The 17,802-nt window shown below is 37.4% G+C and carries 14 protein-coding genes; 4 read left to right on the top strand and 10 right to left on the bottom strand.

All coding sequences use genetic code 11. The features are described from left to right. Window positions 1-68 precede the first annotated feature (68 nt). Window positions 69-1,865 carry an OmpA family protein gene (locus PALPR_RS14730; protein ID WP_013446459.1) on the top strand — a complete coding sequence of 599 codons (1,797 nt, stop codon included), beginning with the start codon at window positions 69-71 and terminating at the stop codon, window positions 1,863-1,865. 134 nt (window positions 1,866-1,999) lie between these two features. After that, complete coding sequence (locus PALPR_RS14725) at window positions 2,000-2,371, top strand: hypothetical protein (protein ID WP_013446458.1); 372 nt, start codon at window positions 2,000-2,002, stop codon at window positions 2,369-2,371. A gap of 301 nt (window positions 2,372-2,672) precedes the next feature. Here the strand turns inward: PALPR_RS14725 and PALPR_RS14720 are convergent, their stop codons facing one another. The 10 genes from PALPR_RS14720 to PALPR_RS14675 all read right to left on the bottom strand — a co-directional run bounded on the left by PALPR_RS14720 (window position 2,673) and on the right by PALPR_RS14675 (window position 14,973). After that, window positions 2,673-4,148: a class I SAM-dependent DNA methyltransferase gene (locus PALPR_RS14720; RefSeq protein WP_013446457.1), complete on the bottom strand. Its 1,476-nt coding sequence runs from the start codon at window positions 4,146-4,148 to the stop codon at window positions 2,673-2,675. 8 nt (window positions 4,149-4,156) lie between these two features. After that, a complete protein-coding gene (locus PALPR_RS15600; RefSeq protein ID WP_013446456.1) occupies window positions 4,157-6,031 on the bottom strand; it encodes a restriction endonuclease subunit S in 1,875 nt (624 codons plus the stop codon). A 19-nt stretch (window positions 6,032-6,050) separates the two neighbouring features. Next, window positions 6,051-6,779, bottom strand: coding sequence for a DUF3307 domain-containing protein (locus tag PALPR_RS14710; RefSeq protein ID WP_013446455.1), 729 nt, complete (start codon window positions 6,777-6,779; stop codon window positions 6,051-6,053). Further along, window positions 6,772-7,449, bottom strand: a complete 678-nt coding sequence (locus tag PALPR_RS14705) for a hypothetical protein (RefSeq protein WP_013446454.1) — start codon at window positions 7,447-7,449, stop codon at window positions 6,772-6,774. Before PALPR_RS14705 ends, PALPR_RS14710 begins: the two co-directional genes overlap by 8 nt. A 226-nt stretch (window positions 7,450-7,675) precedes the next feature. Then, window positions 7,676-10,462 carry a type I restriction endonuclease subunit R gene (locus PALPR_RS14700; RefSeq protein WP_013446453.1) on the bottom strand — a complete coding sequence of 929 codons (2,787 nt, stop codon included), beginning with the start codon at window positions 10,460-10,462 and terminating at the stop codon, window positions 7,676-7,678. 667 nt (window positions 10,463-11,129) lie between these two features. Then, window positions 11,130-11,780 (bottom strand): ATP-binding protein, encoded by a 651-nt coding sequence (locus PALPR_RS15965; RefSeq protein ID WP_171805051.1) that lies wholly within the window; start codon window positions 11,778-11,780, stop codon window positions 11,130-11,132. Further along, window positions 11,707-12,402 (bottom strand): DUF6291 domain-containing protein, encoded by a 696-nt coding sequence (locus PALPR_RS15595; RefSeq protein ID WP_013446451.1) that lies wholly within the window; start codon window positions 12,400-12,402, stop codon window positions 11,707-11,709. The genes PALPR_RS15965 and PALPR_RS15595 overlap by 74 nt, the downstream gene beginning before the upstream one ends. A 127-nt stretch (window positions 12,403-12,529) precedes the next feature. After that, the gene (locus PALPR_RS14685; RefSeq protein WP_013446449.1) at window positions 12,530-12,874 is read right to left on the bottom strand and encodes a hypothetical protein; all 345 of its coding nucleotides are present in this window, start codon (window positions 12,872-12,874) and stop codon (window positions 12,530-12,532) included. Between the two features lie 200 nt (window positions 12,875-13,074). Continuing rightward, window positions 13,075-13,743: a hypothetical protein gene (locus PALPR_RS14680; protein ID WP_013446448.1), complete on the bottom strand. Its 669-nt coding sequence runs from the start codon at window positions 13,741-13,743 to the stop codon at window positions 13,075-13,077. Between the two features lie 144 nt (window positions 13,744-13,887). Further along, window positions 13,888-14,973 (bottom strand): tyrosine-type recombinase/integrase, encoded by a 1,086-nt coding sequence (locus PALPR_RS14675; RefSeq protein WP_013446447.1) that lies wholly within the window; start codon window positions 14,971-14,973, stop codon window positions 13,888-13,890. Window positions 14,974-15,518: 545 nt separating this feature from the next. On the opposite strand from PALPR_RS14675, the gene PALPR_RS14670 reads away from it, so the two are divergent. Together PALPR_RS14670 and PALPR_RS14665 are read left to right on the top strand one after the other, a co-directional pair. Next, window positions 15,519-15,980: a LexA family protein gene (locus PALPR_RS14670; RefSeq protein WP_013446446.1), complete on the top strand. Its 462-nt coding sequence runs from the start codon at window positions 15,519-15,521 to the stop codon at window positions 15,978-15,980. 9 nt (window positions 15,981-15,989) lie between these two features. Then, window positions 15,990-17,252: a Y-family DNA polymerase gene (locus PALPR_RS14665; RefSeq protein WP_013446445.1), complete on the top strand. Its 1,263-nt coding sequence runs from the start codon at window positions 15,990-15,992 to the stop codon at window positions 17,250-17,252. Window positions 17,253-17,802: the final 550 nt, after the last annotated feature.

Raw genomic sequence — 17,802 nt, 5'->3', positions numbered from 1 at the left:
CTGCGTGGAAATCGTAGTGAATCTGTAATTCAACAAATTAATGTAATAATCTTACAGAAAATAAAAAGATGAAAAAACAAATCGTTATAGCGCTTAGCTTGCTTCTTGCCGGATTTATCCATGCACAAAAAAATGACAATTACTTTCATTTGAGCATTGGGGCAGGAAGGCAAAGTTTTGATTATAAATTGTTAGATGGTACAAGCGATGCACAGTTGGGTTATACTATAAATGTAGCTTACAGTCACTTTCTTACAAAAAATTGGGGGCTTCAGATTGGATTAGGAGCACAGTCGTTTTCAACCCTATCTACGTTGAACTATCAGGCCAGTATTCCAAATATCACTGATGTGGTTGGTGATGTTTATGAGTTTCGTGATAATTATAAGGATTGGAAGGAAAAGCAACAAGCCTTGTTTCTAGATATTCCTTTACTGGCTCAATACCGTCATTATATTAATAGTAAAACAGGTATAATGCTCTCTGCCGGAGCTAAAATATCTATTCCAATGCAAGCGAGCTACAAAACCGTTGGAGGAGAAATGGTGACTACAGGTTATTACAGTAAGTGGAATGCAGTATTACACGATCTACCTCAATACGGTTTTACTACTTATACCAATAACTATAAAGATAACTTGTCATTAAAAACCGCTTATTTGGCTATTTCAGACTTTGGTTGTCTTTATAAACTTTCTGAAAAACTAGAACTTTATGCCGGAGGGTACATCAATTATGGACTGAACAACATTATAGCTACAGGAACAAAGTCTGTTTATGAACCAGATGGCATGTATAATGGCTTTTTTGGTTCCGACAGACTAAAAAAGGTAGCACCTATTGCATTTGGTGTGAAGGTTGGGATGTACTGGAAAGTGATAAGGAATCCAAAATCGGTAAAAGAGGTGCCTGAAATTCAATCGATAGTACCAGTTCAAGCGAACTTAAAGAAAAAACCACAGGCTAAGATAGTAGAAATTGCAGACAAGAATGTAGGCACTGTTGAATCGAATAAACTCAAAGTTCGGGATTCTGTATCCAAATCAATTGATACGAGTGCACTACCACCGAATTCAATAGCTGTAAGTTCAGTAATTAAAACTCCTGAGCAACAAATTGCGATTCCCGAAAACGACTTTAATAAGAACAATCAAAGCTTATCAACGATTAGCCCGAACATAAAATCAGATACGGTATCTAATAAGTTACAATCAGGCTCAAAGTCCATTGTTGAAAATTATAACAGCCCTAAAGTAATTTCAAACACAAGCACTGCATCCTCAGGTCAGTCGGAGAAAGTTTCTACAGTTGATTCAGTGAATAAGACCGCAAGCCGTCTTCCTGTCGATATTTCAATTGCTAATGTAAGTTCAAGTACACAAGGGAATAAGGTTGTTGAGAATTCTGTAAATGTTGATTCGGATGGCGATGGAACTCCGGATAATCTAGATATGTGTCCAAATTTAGCAGGAGTAGCATCCAATCGGGGCTGTCCGGAAATAAGTCGAAGAATTATATTGTTATTTATTAAAGCACTTACAGGCATTAAGTTTGACAGTGGTAAGGATAAACTTAAAAAACGATCTTACACTATTTTGAATGAAATAGCTAAAGAATTGATTAAAAATCCGGCTTATTTCATCGAAGTACACGGACACACAGATAGTAAAGGTAATTCACGAGCAAACAAATTACTTTCAGAACTTAGAGCTTCTGCTGTCAGGAATTATTTAATTAGAAGAGGAGTTGATGGAAACCGGATTAAATCAGTAGGTTATGGTGATAAGATGCCTGTTGCGACGAATAAAACAGTAAAAGGAAGGACACTAAATAGACGTGTTGAGTTTAACGTGACATTTGAATAACTAATGTTTCAATAGATTCGTAAAAATATGTATGATTAGCAGATGTGTATAAGCATAAAAAATTCTGATTCAATGGAGATAAGAATGACTTGATAAAAAAAAAGTTAATTTTAAACCACTTTAAATCTAAGAGTATGGAACACTCATACAGCGTAAACGATATCAACAAAACTATTATTGTGATTATTGTAGGAGATGTAAATGCAGCCAACTTTGCAAAACTGGATGCAGAAATTTGCATGTTGGCATTTAATCTCAATTATAAAATAATTTTTGATTTCTCGCAAGCCGCTGTAACTATAGGTATGGGTGAAGCATATTTTTGGTTTACAAATCATTTAGATAAAATAAATATGTTGTTTAGGAAAATTCCTACAGCTCATATTGCAAATAATGAAAATGAAAATTTTTTCCATTTTGTTGAAACTACTTGGACTAATCATGGTATTAAGACGGGAATGTTTAAAGACCTGGAATCAGCAGTAAATTGGTTGGCAAAATACTGATAAAATAGAGAATATTAAAAGAGGTTCAATTAAAGAAGATAATGAACATTCATTCACAAAGTATTCTATAATACATTTATATTCAATGCTTAAACATTGAGTACAAAGTCAAGTAATCGTTTTGTATGTGACAGATAACCCCTATAAAATATACTGACAAAAGAATCGACACTTTTCGAACTAACCTAATTAAATCAGACTTATATTAGATTAAACGGCCACACAACGAATCATCTTTAAATCAGGACTTTTTGATATTTGCTTTAAACAGATTTATTTTTAGCTTAAAGCAGAGGACGTATTATTTCAATTTCACCATTATTTCTCTGAAACTTGCCAAGCCAGCTTCCAGATTTTCAATGATATCCGTTGCCAGATCTTCCGGATCTGGTAAGTTATCGAGGTCTGCCAATGATTTGTCTTTTAGCCACGTTATGTCCAAACTGGTTTTGTCTCGGGCTACGATTTCATCGTAAGAAAACTTACGCCATTTCCCTTCGGGATTGGTTTCGGCGTTATAAGTTTCCGTCCGTTTAAAACGATTTGCCGGATTATAACATGCAATAAAATCCTTTAAAACATCAATGTTTAATGGGTTCTTCTTCAAGGTGTGATGCACATTGGTGCGGTAATCGTACACCCACACTTCTTTTGTCCATGGGGTTTTACTGGCAGGTTTGTTGTCGAAGAAAATGACATTTGCTTTTACACCATTGGCATAGAAGATACCCGTGGGTAAACGCAAGATGGTGTGTAAATCGGTTGTTTCCAACAATTTTTTACGGACTGTTTCACCGGCACCACCTTCGAATAACACATTGTCGGGTACAACAACTGCTGCCATGCCGGTTGTTTTCAACATGGAGCGGATATGCTGCACAAAGTTCAGTTGTTTATTGCTGGTAGTTGCCCAGAAATCCTGACGATTGTAGGTCAAATCGTCTTTTTCCTGTTCGCCTTCTTCGTTGGTAAAAGTCTGTGAACTCTTTTTACCGAAAGGCGGATTGGCTAATACATAATCGTAAGTAGTGGACGAAGCAGCTATCAACGCATCGGCAGGTGAAATAAAGTTATCGCTATCGATATCACCGATATTGTGCAGAAACATATTCATCAACGCCAATCGGCGGGTACTAGCTACAATCTCGTTACCGTAAAACGTTTCCAGTTTCAGGAACTTATTTTGGTCTTTATCCAGTTTATTGTTTGCTACCAGATAATCGTACGCTGCCAGAAAGAATCCACCCGTACCACAAGCCGGATCGGCAATGGTTTTCAGGGGCTGGGGCTGAATACATTCTACCATAGCACGAATCAGTGGACGCGGAGTAAAATACTGACCGGCACCGCTTTTCACATCCTGCGCATTTTGCTCCAACAGTTTTTCGTAGATATCACCTTTTACATCGGCTCCCATTACGAGCCATTGTTCGCTGTCGATCATATCAATGATTTTAGCCAGCATAGCAGGGTCTTGTATCTTGTTCTGACTCTTGGTAAATATTTGACCCAATATGCCTTTCTGAGTGCTGAGTTCGCGTAGCAGCGTGGCATAATGCAGTTCCAGCTCAGCACCTTTTACGCCCGTGAGACTTTCCCAGTTATATTCCTTAGGGATATTCAGCTTACGGTTGTGAGGTGGCTTGCTGTATTCGTCGGCCATTTTCAAAAACAGCAGATAGGTGAGTTGCTCCAGGTAATCACCATAACCCACACCCACATCGCGTAGCGGATTACAGAATGACCATACTTTGGAGACTATGGAGGAAGTTGTCATCTTTTCTTTCAATTTTTGTTTATTAGTTTTGCTATCCATTCACGTTGAACTAAGAACTTCAAACATTTTTCGGTTTCTTCGATGCTGAATTTCTCTGCCTTGTTTTTGAAAGGGCAGTTATCTAACTCTATTTTCCAGTCTTGCATGGATTTACGCACTTCAGTAATATCAGTCGTTTTTATATCTTCAACAACTTTACAAACAGTAGCTAATAGTTCTGTCTTGTCAGCTCTTTCTTTAACCGGATATTTTTCAAAAATAGAAGCTAAATCATCAATTGCATCTATAACATTTGTTTCGTATGAATTAGTATATTTCAATAGTTTATCTTCATTAACAACAATGATATGATTAGATTTTCGAGAAAAATATTGTTTGTTATTTATTGCCTTTTTCATTTCAGGAGGATATGGACCTAAATGCCAACGATTATAATCGTAGTAAGTAGGAATACCATATACTTTATCTAACAAATAAGCATACTTAGCTAAGGTCATTTCTCCATGCTCAATGTTATGTTCTTTTGAAGCCTTGGCAATAAGAGCTAAAAGCTGCATTTGATAGAAATACTCATTTTTTGGTTTCGCTACAACCTTTGTCGGCTGAGGTTTTACCAACCTCCCTTCAAACGCCTTTTTCAATATACTCTGCTTCAATGTCTCAGCCTGCTGCAAGCTTTGGTTGATGGTTTCTTCTATCTTATCGCAAACGGTGAGTTTGCTTTCTAATTCATCAATAACTCTTTGTTGTTCTTCAAGTGTGGTTAATGGAAAAGGTACTTTCTTTATAATACCCAGATTCAACACATCCATCGTTGTTCCTTGAGCCTGTGATTTATAATGTGCTTTGACTGAAGAACTTTCAAAATAATATTTGAAAAATTTAGGCAAGTATTTCTGTCTGTTTAATGATATCTTAATAAGTCGAGGATTGATAATTCCATCCATACAATTTTCTGGTAAAATAAGTACCTTGCCAACAGTTCCGACCAAACTAATTAAAATATCGAATGGCTTAATACGACACGATTTTAATTCTTGGTATTTTTCCTCATTTACATAATAATCTCCAAAGTTAGGATTATCAATAATAACCTGTTCCTGACCATAAATCTTATATCCAGTTTCAACATAAAACTCTTTTTTAAGAGCAGAGCCAAATGGCCCAGCTTTTAAAGCGTGTTTATTATTTTCAGCCAAATCAGTAATTGTCACCCATTTCCACCCCTCAGGCAATTCCCCATCTTTCACCTCTTTATTGGTCAAACGCCCTTCAAACGCCGCCTTCAGCAAACTCTGTCGATACACTTTTAGTTGCTGTTGTGCGGTAAGGAGTTGTTGTTTGCCGTTTTCGAGGTCGCTCAGTAGTTCTTCTATTTTGGAGACTATGGAGAGTTGTTCGTGGAGAGGGGGAATAGGGATAATATAATTTGAGAAATTCTTTGCAGACAAATTAGGTTGTGCTGTGCCATTATCATGCTTAAGAATCTCTGCTCTACCAAATGGACTACACAAATAGTAGTACACATACCTTTCTTCAATGGTCTGATCTAATCTTAAAATACATAATGAAGATGATATTGCACCCTCATTCAAATTTGAAATTGCACATTTACCTAAAGAACCTCTCAAACAGTAAATAATGTCTCTGTTTTGTAACTTCCCATTGTTTAGTGCTTCAAATTTATCTTTTGAAATAAAGTTAAGGTTATTACTATTTATATAGTATTCTTCAATATTACCAGCAGATACAAATGGAACGCCATATTCAACATAATGTGCCCTAGATGGATAGTTTTTACCCCTATCACCATTAATAACTTTACCTATTTCAAAAAGTCTTTTTACTTGCCAGTGTTTTGGTATATTATTTAGTTCGCTCATTTATGTTTTTACTGATACTTTATTTTACAGGAAAATCCAACATGATCCGCACCACCACACCCATTGCTATGGCCAGCGCGTAACTAAGCATGGTGCCGAGCAGAACATATTCACTTTTAGCATCCTGATTGGTACTTGAAAAGCGGATAATGCTTTTGCCGGTAATCAGAAAACCTATGGCTTCGTATTGTTGCAACAACACCAACGTGAGGATAATAACGCGTTCAAATTGCCCTATCATCTGTCCTGCTTTGTCCGACTGCCCGGGATGATTAAATTTTTTCAGCAAAAATCCGATAAGATACCCAACAGGCCAGAAAACAACTACATACGATAGCAAAATAAGGCTTATTCTGTAATTTGTAAAAGGCAGTACGATGGCTTGCTGTATTTTATCCAGCAGGTTGAATCTGATCAGCCATACAAACAGTAGCACAAGCAGATGTAAAAGTTGGTCGATGGAAAACAACAGGGCTTTATTCCAACTGCTATTCTCAAACTGTTTCTTTAGGGCGTCTAACAACCAGTGCAATACAGATACGATGATGGCTATTTTCCATGAAAAAGTGAATATGAATGTTAATGCAAACACAATGGCAATATGCAACAGCATCTGTAAGGAGAACCATCTTTTATGCTCAACCATTTTCCGGGTTTGGAATGCAAAATCGGCCAGAAAATGTGCCAGCAACAAACGAATAAGAAAATTACCTTCTTCGGAGGTAAAAATAAGCCATGATTTATCCATTGCTGTACAGTAATTTAAAGTGCTTCAACATAGTATCTATGGCATGCCAGTTTCCGGCATTCAATCGTTGGTTAACAGCAGGTTGTTTGATGTTCAACATCCCGGCTATGTCTTTTTCTATATAACCCCTAAGTTTTTTATTTATTACGTCACTTTGTTGAACCGTATTATTGTTCATTATCACATCCAGCAATACAGATTCCATTTGTAGTTCCCTATGATATTTATCATCTGTTGAAATTATTAAAAACTGCTTCTTGCTTTTCATTTCGTCCAACTGTCGGCCTGAAAGTCGAAATGCAGTGCCATCGGAGGTTAATGCAGAATCATGTACAAAATCCATTTCCCCAATGCCTATAGATATTCTTGCATTGTAACGGATTTGTCCTGTTGCCTTGTAAAGGTTGTCTTTGATTTTTAGATTTACAGCCTGTTTCTCTGAGACGGTGCTTCGAATAAATGTCTTTATTTCTAATGCTATTTGCAATGCATGTTGAATGTTACTAACCATGCATTGAAAGCTATCACCTCTGAACATTTCAATTTTTACGTTATAAAACACTTCTAATTCTTTAAAGTAGGCGAAAAGAGAAACAAAAAAAATCTTTTTGTTTTCAGGACTCATTTCGGTGGAGTTTACAATATCTCCTGTAATAACGGCTATTTTCATCTGTTTATAATTTAGCCTCCTAGCTCCCAAAGGGAGTACAGAGAGAGGTTTGTGAAAATTTTATCATCTCCTTATGCGTCAATATTTATTTGTCGTGTTTTTTTAGATATTTTCCTTTAATCTATTCGTTATTTTTCAACCACAAATATAAGGAATTATCCTTATATTTGGCAATTATAAGCAATAAACCTTATATTTAGTCTATATAAGCTTTGAACCTTATAAATTACGCTGCTAACACCTCATTCAATTCATTAATAATTTCCTCCGTTTCGTCACCAAACAATTGCCACATACGGGCTAATCCTCCCTGCGAATTGAATGGATTGTAATCGAAATCATCTTTCTCAATATGGAAGCTACTGGTTACATGTTCTTTAATCATGCGTAACCATTCCATTTGTTCTTCGCTGAATTTATGTCCTGCACCGGAGTGGCGTTTCCATACCCAGTCCTGAAAGTTTTTATCTACTGTTTTGTCATAGAGAGTAAGTATTTCATCTATGCCGATTATCCGACGTACCAATGATACCAAAGCAATCATTTCCGAGAGTGGACTTCCGGCATCTTCCAGTTTTTGGTAAGCTTTCCATACTTGCATAGGGGCAAGGTTGGGTTTATCAAGAACAAGCTTTTGGGAAAGTTCTTTAATCATCTTGTAAGTCAACTCACGACGCTGATAAGGCTGCCCGTAGAACAGTTGCAATGACGTAATTTCATCTTTGTGCGTCTCAATCCAGACTTTAAAGCCCTGCACAGTTTGTTGCGCTTCGGCTTCAATATCCTTAACCCAACCGCTTTTGATTATGGTGTCCTGATTCAACGTGTCAATTATTTGGTCGTACTTTTTACGCACATCGGTAATAAAGTCGCGCAGGTCGGGGTTATGAAATACAGCTACAGCTTGTTCCACTATTTGTTGCTGTTCGGCTTTAATGGCCGATTCTATTTCAGCAGGTGGAAATCCTTTTTTGTCTGATTGAACACTCGTTCGTACACCTTCCACTGTATCCGGGTCATAAGCATTAAGCAGTTGTTTCACCACATGGGCAATGTTTTTGCCTTCGGCCAGCGAACTAAATGTTTCTTTTTCGTGGGTGTTTATCTGTTTATCAAGACGAAGCAGACGGTTGGCCAGCGTGGTCAGTATTTCCTCGCTACGGTCGCCCACAGCTATACGCTGCAAAACCTCTTTGAGCGAAACACCCGGCGCTTTTTCCAGCGGTCGGCTATCGGTTTTCTGCGATTGCTCCACACCAATGGCATCGATAATCACAAAATGATCTTTGGAAAATTTAGCAGAAGGAGTTCCCTTGGCTCGCAATTCTTCGATGGAGCAGGTACGCGTACCACGTCCTTTCATTTGCTCGTAATAACTGCGACTTTTTACATCGCGCATAAACAGCAATACTTCAAGCGGTCGCACATCGGTTCCGGTAGCAATCATATCTACCGTAACGGCTATGCGCGGGTAATACAAATTGCGGAAACTGTTGAGTATCGTTTTGGGGTCTTCGGAACTCTGGTAGGTGATTTTCTTGCAAAAATCATTACTCTCGTCAAATTCCTCCCGTATAATTTCAATAATATCTTCAGCGTGGCTATCGGTCTTGGCAAATACCAGCATCTTAGGCACTTCGAACGAACCATCCCCCGAAATACGGTCAGGAAATATGGCAGGTAAGGTGTTCTTTACTTCACGGATAATGGAGCGAATAGTGCTGGGGTTTACAATATCCCTGTCCAACTGCTTACCGCTGTATTCCACATCTTCGTCCACCGCCTCCCAAAACTTTTTGCGAGTAAGGCGTTCGCGCTTATCCACCATTTCGCCCATTTTCAGGGCTGCACCTTGTTGTGTTATCTGTGTTTCGATGGTATATACATTGTACGGAACCAACACACCATCAATCACCGCTTTTTCGTAACCGTAGTCCGAAACTACATTTTGGTTGAAATAACCAAAGGTGCGGTTATCTGGCGTAGCCGTGAGTCCTACCTGAAACGCATCGAAATAATCCAACACCTGTTTCCAAAGGTTGTAGATGCTTCGGTGACATTCGTCAATCACGATAAAGTCGAAAAACTCAATGGGGATTTTTTCGTTATACACCACCGGCATGGCTTCTTTGGCAAAACTTTTCAATTCGTTTGGGTTTTCCTGTTCGGCGCTTTCATCAAGTTCTGTTCCTTTCAGAATAGAATACAACCGTTGAATAGTACTGATATAAACCTGGCAATCCTGCGGCACAAACGAACTGTTCAATCTCACTACGCCATGTAGTTCGGGAAATAAGCGGTTATCGTCTTGCGGAATATAGCTGCGAAATTCGCCCTCAGCCTGTTCGCCCAGGTTTTTCGTATCTACCAGAAACAGTACTTTATTAGCCTTTACGTTTTTCAGTAAGCGGTAAATAAAGGTAATAGCCGTAAAGGTCTTACCCGAACCGGTAGCCATCTGAATCAGGGCTTTCGGCTTATTCTTTTTAAAAGATTCTTCTAATTTGGTAATGGCATCTATCTGACAATCGCGCAAACCATCAGTAATAAGCGCAGGCATATCCTCAGCCATTCGCCTGCGCAGCGATTTTTCTTTCCGCAACCAGTTTTGTAGCCCTTCAGGACGATGGAATGTAAACACTTCCCTGAAACGAGGTTTGGGGTCGCGCGTATCGGCAAAGCGAGTGATAGCCCCGGTACTTAAATATAAAAACGGTAAAGGCTCGTTATTAATCAGTTTTAGCTTAGCTTTTGCGTATTCCTCTATCTGACCCTCGTGTACTGAAAATTTCTGTCCCTCTTCTTCGCGTTTCGCTTCAATAATACCAACCGGTTTCCCTCCAACAAATAGTACATAATCAGCCGGACCAACATCCGTTTGATATTCACGTATTGCCACACCCAACCCGGCATGAAGATTTATCCTCTGCTTATTCTGAATAATCCAACCACATTCCGACAATTGCTTGTCGATTTGGTCTCGGGCTATTTGTTCAGGATTTTGGTTGAGCATCTATTTCACCTGTTTTGGAATATAAAAGTGTAATTTATTTTTCAACCCCAAATTTACGAATCATTTTTTAACTACATGCTATTTTATTCAACTATTTTCGGTTTCTGAATAAAAAGTTTCTCATCGGGAGCATTACTTTCTTTCCTTTAGGCTTCGGCGTGAGCTCAGCTTGAAGGATCTAGGGATTTCAAGATGAAAGAGAGTAGAATTTCTTCCACTCTCTTTCTTTATAAACTTTCCTAATCTATTTTAATCCCTTTGACCATGAATAACTACGGAAATTACAACAACACAATAAATATGGTTGAGTAGTATACAGTTGTGAAGAGCTTTACTGACTATATTCTTGGAACAATGAATTTTTATATTCGTTCTTCTTTTATCGACAGTGTTTTCGTCAAATGCGAAATACACTATTCAGCCTGTTTCTTTTTCATTGATCTAAATGACTGATTAAAAGATACTTAAAAGCTGTTTAAAATTCAATTTCTATTAATTTTCATGCTAAAATCTATATAAATCGATTACAAAGAATCGTATATAATTGAATTCTAGACACATGTACTATTTTCGCAAATAAAATCATATTACTTTTATATAGAAGTTGTAGTTTGCAATTCTCATTTTAACTATTTAAGAATAATTTTGTGGAAATGAAAAGTATTCTTTACTTAGTAGCACCTCGTTTTGATTCTCCTTTAATTTCTATAAAATTGAACGTCTCATAAAGTCTGTCGTTAATATAGTCTCCGTAAAGTATCGGTATTGACTCTTTGCGTACATTAGTTGTAACATGAGTTTTAACTGTGTTTCTGAGTTCGTAACGCATTCCGAAAATATACTGCATAACATTCAAATCATTTCCAAAATACTTGGCAGGTATAGGCTCACGACCAACTTCATCGAATCCACGTTCGACTGGATGAGGTTTTTCTCCCTCGTTAAATGTGCTTTCATTCATTGCTTCAAAACCGTAAGCGGCATACTTGGTTGCTAATTCGGAACAATTTACACATTTAAACCCTCGGTCTTTGTCGGCTGCTCTTTGAGCTTCTGCAAGGATTTTCATTAGTGTGCTCTTGCCGGTACCAATAGAGCCCCAAAACCATATGCCTTTTGAGCAATCTAGAACTTTCGATGTGTTGTTAATGTATCTGTACAGTTCGTTTAAAATCTCTTTATTTTCGTCTGTTATTAAAAAATCTGGGCAGATTTGATTAATTACCCTTTTGAAAGTCTCAATGCTAACAGTAGATCGATTTATCGTTTGCATTTCTTGTGATTTTATTTGTTGAATTACTGAGTTTATCTGTTCCATTTTGGTTGTTTTTAAGTTCGAAGAAACCTGAATAATTTGATGAAATTGAGTTTTCAATTATTTCCAATCCTATAATTGGATCTTCGTTTGAAAACTTCTTCAATTTCTCAAACATTATATTTAAGGATGTAAAACTTTTATAAGATTCTTTTCTCTCTTTTTTAAAATCGAGCCATTTACTTATAATTGGGTTCCACTCTAAAGGAATTGAAGAAAGAAATCCATCATCCTGTTTCAAAATTGGGATTTTGTGTTCATATTTGTTTTTAACTTCCTTATTATTCTCTTTTTCCTTATCCTTATCCTTATCGGCTTTTCTGGGTTCTTCTAATATCCCAATTATCCCACTGGGTTGTTTGGGTTCTTCTGATTTTTTGGGTCGACCACCTTTTGAGCCATTTGATTTGTTTTTTTCTACAGTCTTTAAGTATTTTTCTTCATCTCTATCAAATTGTTGCTTCAAAAATGAAAAGGCAAGTTCAACTGGAAAGGAATCAAATTTAGGTTCAATACCTTTAATATGGTATAGGAATACAGCATCGAGTAATTTACCCTTATCTTCGTTCGACAATTTATTTATTGTCGGATAATGCGAACAATAAAGAATAAAGCCATCCTTCATGATTCACCTCCTTCGAAAAAACTTAACCAAATACTACAATACTCGAGATAAAATTGAGTTTTGTTAATAAAATGAGTATCTTTACCATTGCGAATGGAAGGAATCGGTGTTTTTACTTCGTTTTTTTTCATTTCTGTACCTTTTTAGAAAGTCCGACTTCTTTTGCACTTACTTTTAATCCAGCATTTACTTCATCAGAGTACATGAATACTTTGTTTCCGGATTCATAGAAAGCAAATTTCCTTGAATTTTTCAATTTCTGTGCTGTTGGAACGGATACTTCTAAATACGAAGCTAATCCACGAATACCATTAATTTTTATTCGTGGGGTTGAGACTGGTGTAACTTGCGTGTTTAAACCATACTTCACGAAGACTTCATCTACGATTTTATGTATCCTAGCACTGTCTTCAGCTACTGTTAATTGATATAGCGGACGATCGTCGCTTATCTTTTTAATTCCGGTGTCCATTGTTCTAATTATTTAATTTTTGCCTTTCCCTAAAAAGTAGCTACTATTTTCAGTTGTTTGACTTGCCTGCAAAAATAGTATGTATATTGAACATTACTAAACAATTAGTCTTGTTTCTGTTTGCGACAAGTAGAAACAAGTTGACGCAAAAAAAAGGCACAACGTTTTGTTATGCCTTTCTCTTATCAGTTAATTATTGGTTAACCGTTTAATCGATTTTCGATAAGTTTTTTTGTTTCTTCTATTTCTTGTTTGGTAATTTTAGAATTATTGCTCAAAGTCTCACCTAAATAACTATTCATTGCTGAATCTGTTCCAATTTCATTAAATTCTATTCTCATTGCATCATATAATTTTTTTTTTGTAGTTGGGATTTGAATATAATACAACTCTCTTAATGCAAACACATACTTTGCGAACTCCTTTGGTACAGCACCGTCCAATAAATCATGCAATTTTATAAGAAGTTTAGCCTTATCATTATTCTGCAAATAATCTACAAATTTTTTCGGTGGAATATTGGCTTTACCGAGTTGTTTAATAGATTTCCCGTTTTCTATTCCACTCTCAAGGATGTATATCAGTTCAACAAATTGATCTAACTTAAAAGCATCTACCCCGAAAAATTCTTTATAACCAAATGAGTTATTTAGATTGGTAAGATACGTATTAATGCTTTTCAATATCAACTTTACCATACAAGGATCAAAACACTTAGTTATCAATTCCAAATAATTGTAGATCTGTATTGTGTCCAACTGACTTGCATCTGGAAACGTAAATGTCCAATTAGGATCTACATGCTTTGTTTTTGACCCCTTAATTGCTTCTAAAAACTCATTAAATGACAGCTTCATATAATCTTCCATTTCGATATGCTTTATTATAGGTTTGTTGAGTTTTCGGAGTATAGATTCATTACTATCACAATTTTCATCATAATCAGCTAATTTAATTGTAAAATATCATTCAATAACCTATGCCTTTTACTTCGTTTAATTTTCAACATCTTATCATTGATTTTTAGTTGCTTTTTTCTTCAAATCCATATCAATAGCCCGGTATCTTGTAAAGGCTTTTGAATTTTCACTATGTCCTGTCATTGAAGCAATTAAATCGTCTTTTTGCCCTGCAGCATACATTAATCCAGCAAAAGTTCTACGAGCCAGATGGGTGGAAGCAAGTTCATGAAGTGGTATATATTCGATGATTTCAGTTTTTGGATTTAAGTGTCCAACAGGTCTGTCTAATCCTTTAGGTCTTTCCTTACTGACTGTTTTGAAAAGAGTTTTTAATGTTCTATTTATTTCCGTATCACTCATCCGAGGCAATAGATAGCCTTCGGGGTCATTATACCGTTTCAATATATGAATAGCATTTTTATTCAATGGTATTACGACTTCTTTAATGCTTTCTTTTGCTGTTTTTTGCGGAACATACTTTAAAATGTCTCCATGTAAATTCGCAGTTGTCAATTTCATTAAATCGCTAATACGTGCGCCACAGTAACACTGGAAAATAAAAATATCCCTTATTTTTTTCATGCGCTCGTTCACTAATGGTAAATCGAACAGATAGTCTCTTTCTGCTTTTTCTAGGACTACAGGTGTTCCGTACATTTCCGGTGTGATAGTAAAGTCTGTAAATGGGTTGGTAATTGTTACTTCTACCTGATTCAATTTTTGATCTTTAATCGCCCAACTAAAAAAACGCTGAATTCTTTTCAGAATTGAAGTAATAGAGTTTCGCCCACGTGTGCCATCTTTGAGCCATTGCTCAAATGCTGTAAGGGTTTCTCCATTGATATTGCCAAATGTTAGGCTATAGGAAAGAGTTCCCTCAAAGGTCTTAAAACGCTTCAATGCAGATTTTAATTGTTTGCGACTAGAAGGTGTTACATTTGTGGCTTCAACAAACCTGTCAGTTGTTTCCCAGAAAGTCTCGACAACAAGCTCCTTTACACTTTCTACTTTATTGCAAACGTCATTCAGTTTTTCTATTATTAATTGTTTATCTGGCACTTCCTTTGCACTCTGAAGTAGGTTTGATAGCTCTACATTGATTGCTTGTAAACGGTCGTTGATAACATTGTATTTCACGGCTGTTTTGCCTTCTAATCCTATTGAGTTCTTTTTTACTTGGTATCTTTTCCAAATTCATCACTAAAAGAAACAAATTTCTCTTTTTGGATACGATAACCAATGTAATACCTTAATCTGGTGCTAGCAAAAGTAACAGATGCATTAATTGGACAAAATCCGTTTTTCTCCTTATCTAAATAAAATGTGCAACTGTATTTCATGTCATTGTGGAAAAAGTACTGGCAAAAAGACGAAAATAGCCCTAATAAAATATACTGGCAAAAGTACTGACAGTTTTCGAGCTAACCTAATTAAATCCGACTTATATTAGATTAAACAGCTACAAACTAATCATCTTAAAATCAGCACCTTTTGATAGCTATTTTAAACATACTTATTTTTAGATTAAACACGAAAAGTGATCCCGACAGGGTCACACCGCAAAACGCAATTGTCATAAAAATGGCAGTTGCGTTTTTTTTATCGAGACGGATTTCTCATTTATTGAAACAAAATTGCTTACTTTGCCATTATAAGCACAGCACGAAAACTTACACGGTATTATGCAACATATCAGAAAAATAGCAGACTCCTCCACGCTGGATTTTTATTCGGCCAACACCAATTCGCAGATGCCTCTGCCTTTTGTGGATGGAGGAATAGCCGCCGGATTTCCAAGCCCGGCTCAGGATTATATTGACCTGAAGATTGATTTAAATACCGAGCTGATCAACAATCCGACAAGCACTTTTTACGCCAAAGTAAAAGGAACATCCATGCAGGATGCCGGTATTATGGATGGCGATATACTTGTGGTGGATAAAAGTCTGGATCCTAAAGACGGCGACACGGCTGTATGTTTTATCGATGGAGAATTTACGCTGAAATATATAAAATTTGAAACCGATGTAATTTATCTTGTTCCGGCCAATCCTAAGTTTGAGCCGATAAAGGTAACGGAAGAGAATAACTTTTGTATCTGGGGAATTGTAACGTATTCCATCAAAAATCACCGTAAAAACTAATTTTGGGTTATGTTCGGGTTAATTGATTGCAATAACTTTTATGCATCCTGTGAGCGGGTTTTCCAGCCAATGCTCAACGGGAAACCCGTCGTGGTGCTATCGAACAACGACGGATGCGTTATTGCCCGATCGTCCGAAGCAAAAGCGCTCGGCATCCCAATGGGTGAGCCGGCGTATAAACTCAAAGAGCTGATTGAAAGTAACCGGGTGGCCGTTTTTTCGTCCAATTATGTTTTGTACGGAGACATGTCGCACAGGGTTATGAGCATCATTGGAACTTTTGTGCCCGATATGGAGATATACTCCATCGACGAGGCTTTTCTGCATTTCGATGGCTTTGAGAATATCGACCTCAACGGGCTCGCCAATAAACTGGTGCGGACGGTCATAAAAAGCACCGGAATACCCGTAAGTCTGGGCATAGCTCCCACCAAAACACTGGCCAAAGTAGCCAACAAATTTGCCAAGAAATACAAGCAATACAACGGGGTGTGCATAATGGACACCGACGAGAAACGCGAAAAAGCGCTTAAGCTTACGCCCATAGCCAACGTGTGGGGCATTGGCCGGCAATACTCCAAGAAACTGCAATACCACAGCATCAACACGGCCTGGGATTTCACCCTGCGCACCAAAGCCTGGGTAAGGCAGCACATGGGCGTGGTGGGCGAAAGAACCTGGCTCGAACTGCGCGGCACAGCCTGTATTGAAATGGAACGACCGGCTTCGAAAAAATCGATCTGCACTTCGCGCAGTTTTGGCGAAAAGCTGACAAGCATTGAACCCGTATCCGAAGCAGTTGCCAACTTTGCAGCGGCCTGTGCCGAAAAGCTACGCGCGCAAAAAACCACTGCAGCCGTGGTTATGGTATTTATACACACCAATCCCTTTGCCACCAACCAACCGCAGTATGCCAACCAAGCGGTGATGCACCTGCCCGTTTCGACCAACGACACGACCGAAATTATCGACTATGCCCTCAGGGGGCTCAGATCCATCTTCAGGGAAGGCTACCGCTATAAAAAAGCCGGCGTCATAGTAAGCGAAATATCTCCCGAGCGTCCGTTGCAGGCCAATCTGTTCGACACGCGCGACCGAACCAAATACAAAAAAGTGATGACCGTAATGGACAAACTCAACGCGTCCTACGGCAAGCAAAAAGTAAAAATAGCAGCTCAGGGCTTCGACCGGAAGTGGAAACTGAAAAATGAAAAACTATCGCCCTGCTACAGCACCAATCTGAAAGATATACTGGTAGTAAAAGCAGAATAACGACCTGATGCTCTGCACTACATAAAAACAACAGACCGATTCTCCCGAACCGGCCTGCCTACCAATTTATTTACATCCTAACTATTAAAATTTATCATTTATGACAAAACTCCGAGGCAAATATAATTATTTTATTTAAAACTGCACACATTTATTATTAAATAAAATTTATTCAACACACTCATCTCTACTAAAATAAGGTGAATTCGGCAAAATAAAAAAAACTATCGTCCCGCTACAGCACCTACTTGAAAGATATACTGGCAGTAAAAGCTGAATAACCACCCGATACGCTCCGCAACACAAAAAAAGCAGACCGATTCTCCCGAACCGACCTGCCACCAATAATCTATTAACCTTTAAAAATTTATTTCTATGAAAATTATCGCACAAATATAATTATTTCATTTAAAACAGCATACATTTATTATTAAATAAAATTTATTCAACACACTCATCTCTACTAAAATAAGGTGAATTCGGTAAAATGAAAAACGATCGCTCCGCTACAGCACCTACCAGAAAGAGATAACGGTAGTAAAAACTGAAT

It is taken from the genome of Paludibacter propionicigenes WB4 (assembly GCF_000183135.1).
Classification (GTDB): Bacteria; Bacteroidota; Bacteroidia; order Bacteroidales; family Paludibacteraceae; genus Paludibacter; species Paludibacter propionicigenes.
Note: the sequence above shows the minus strand (reverse complement) of the source record. Positions and strands in the feature narration are given on the sequence as shown.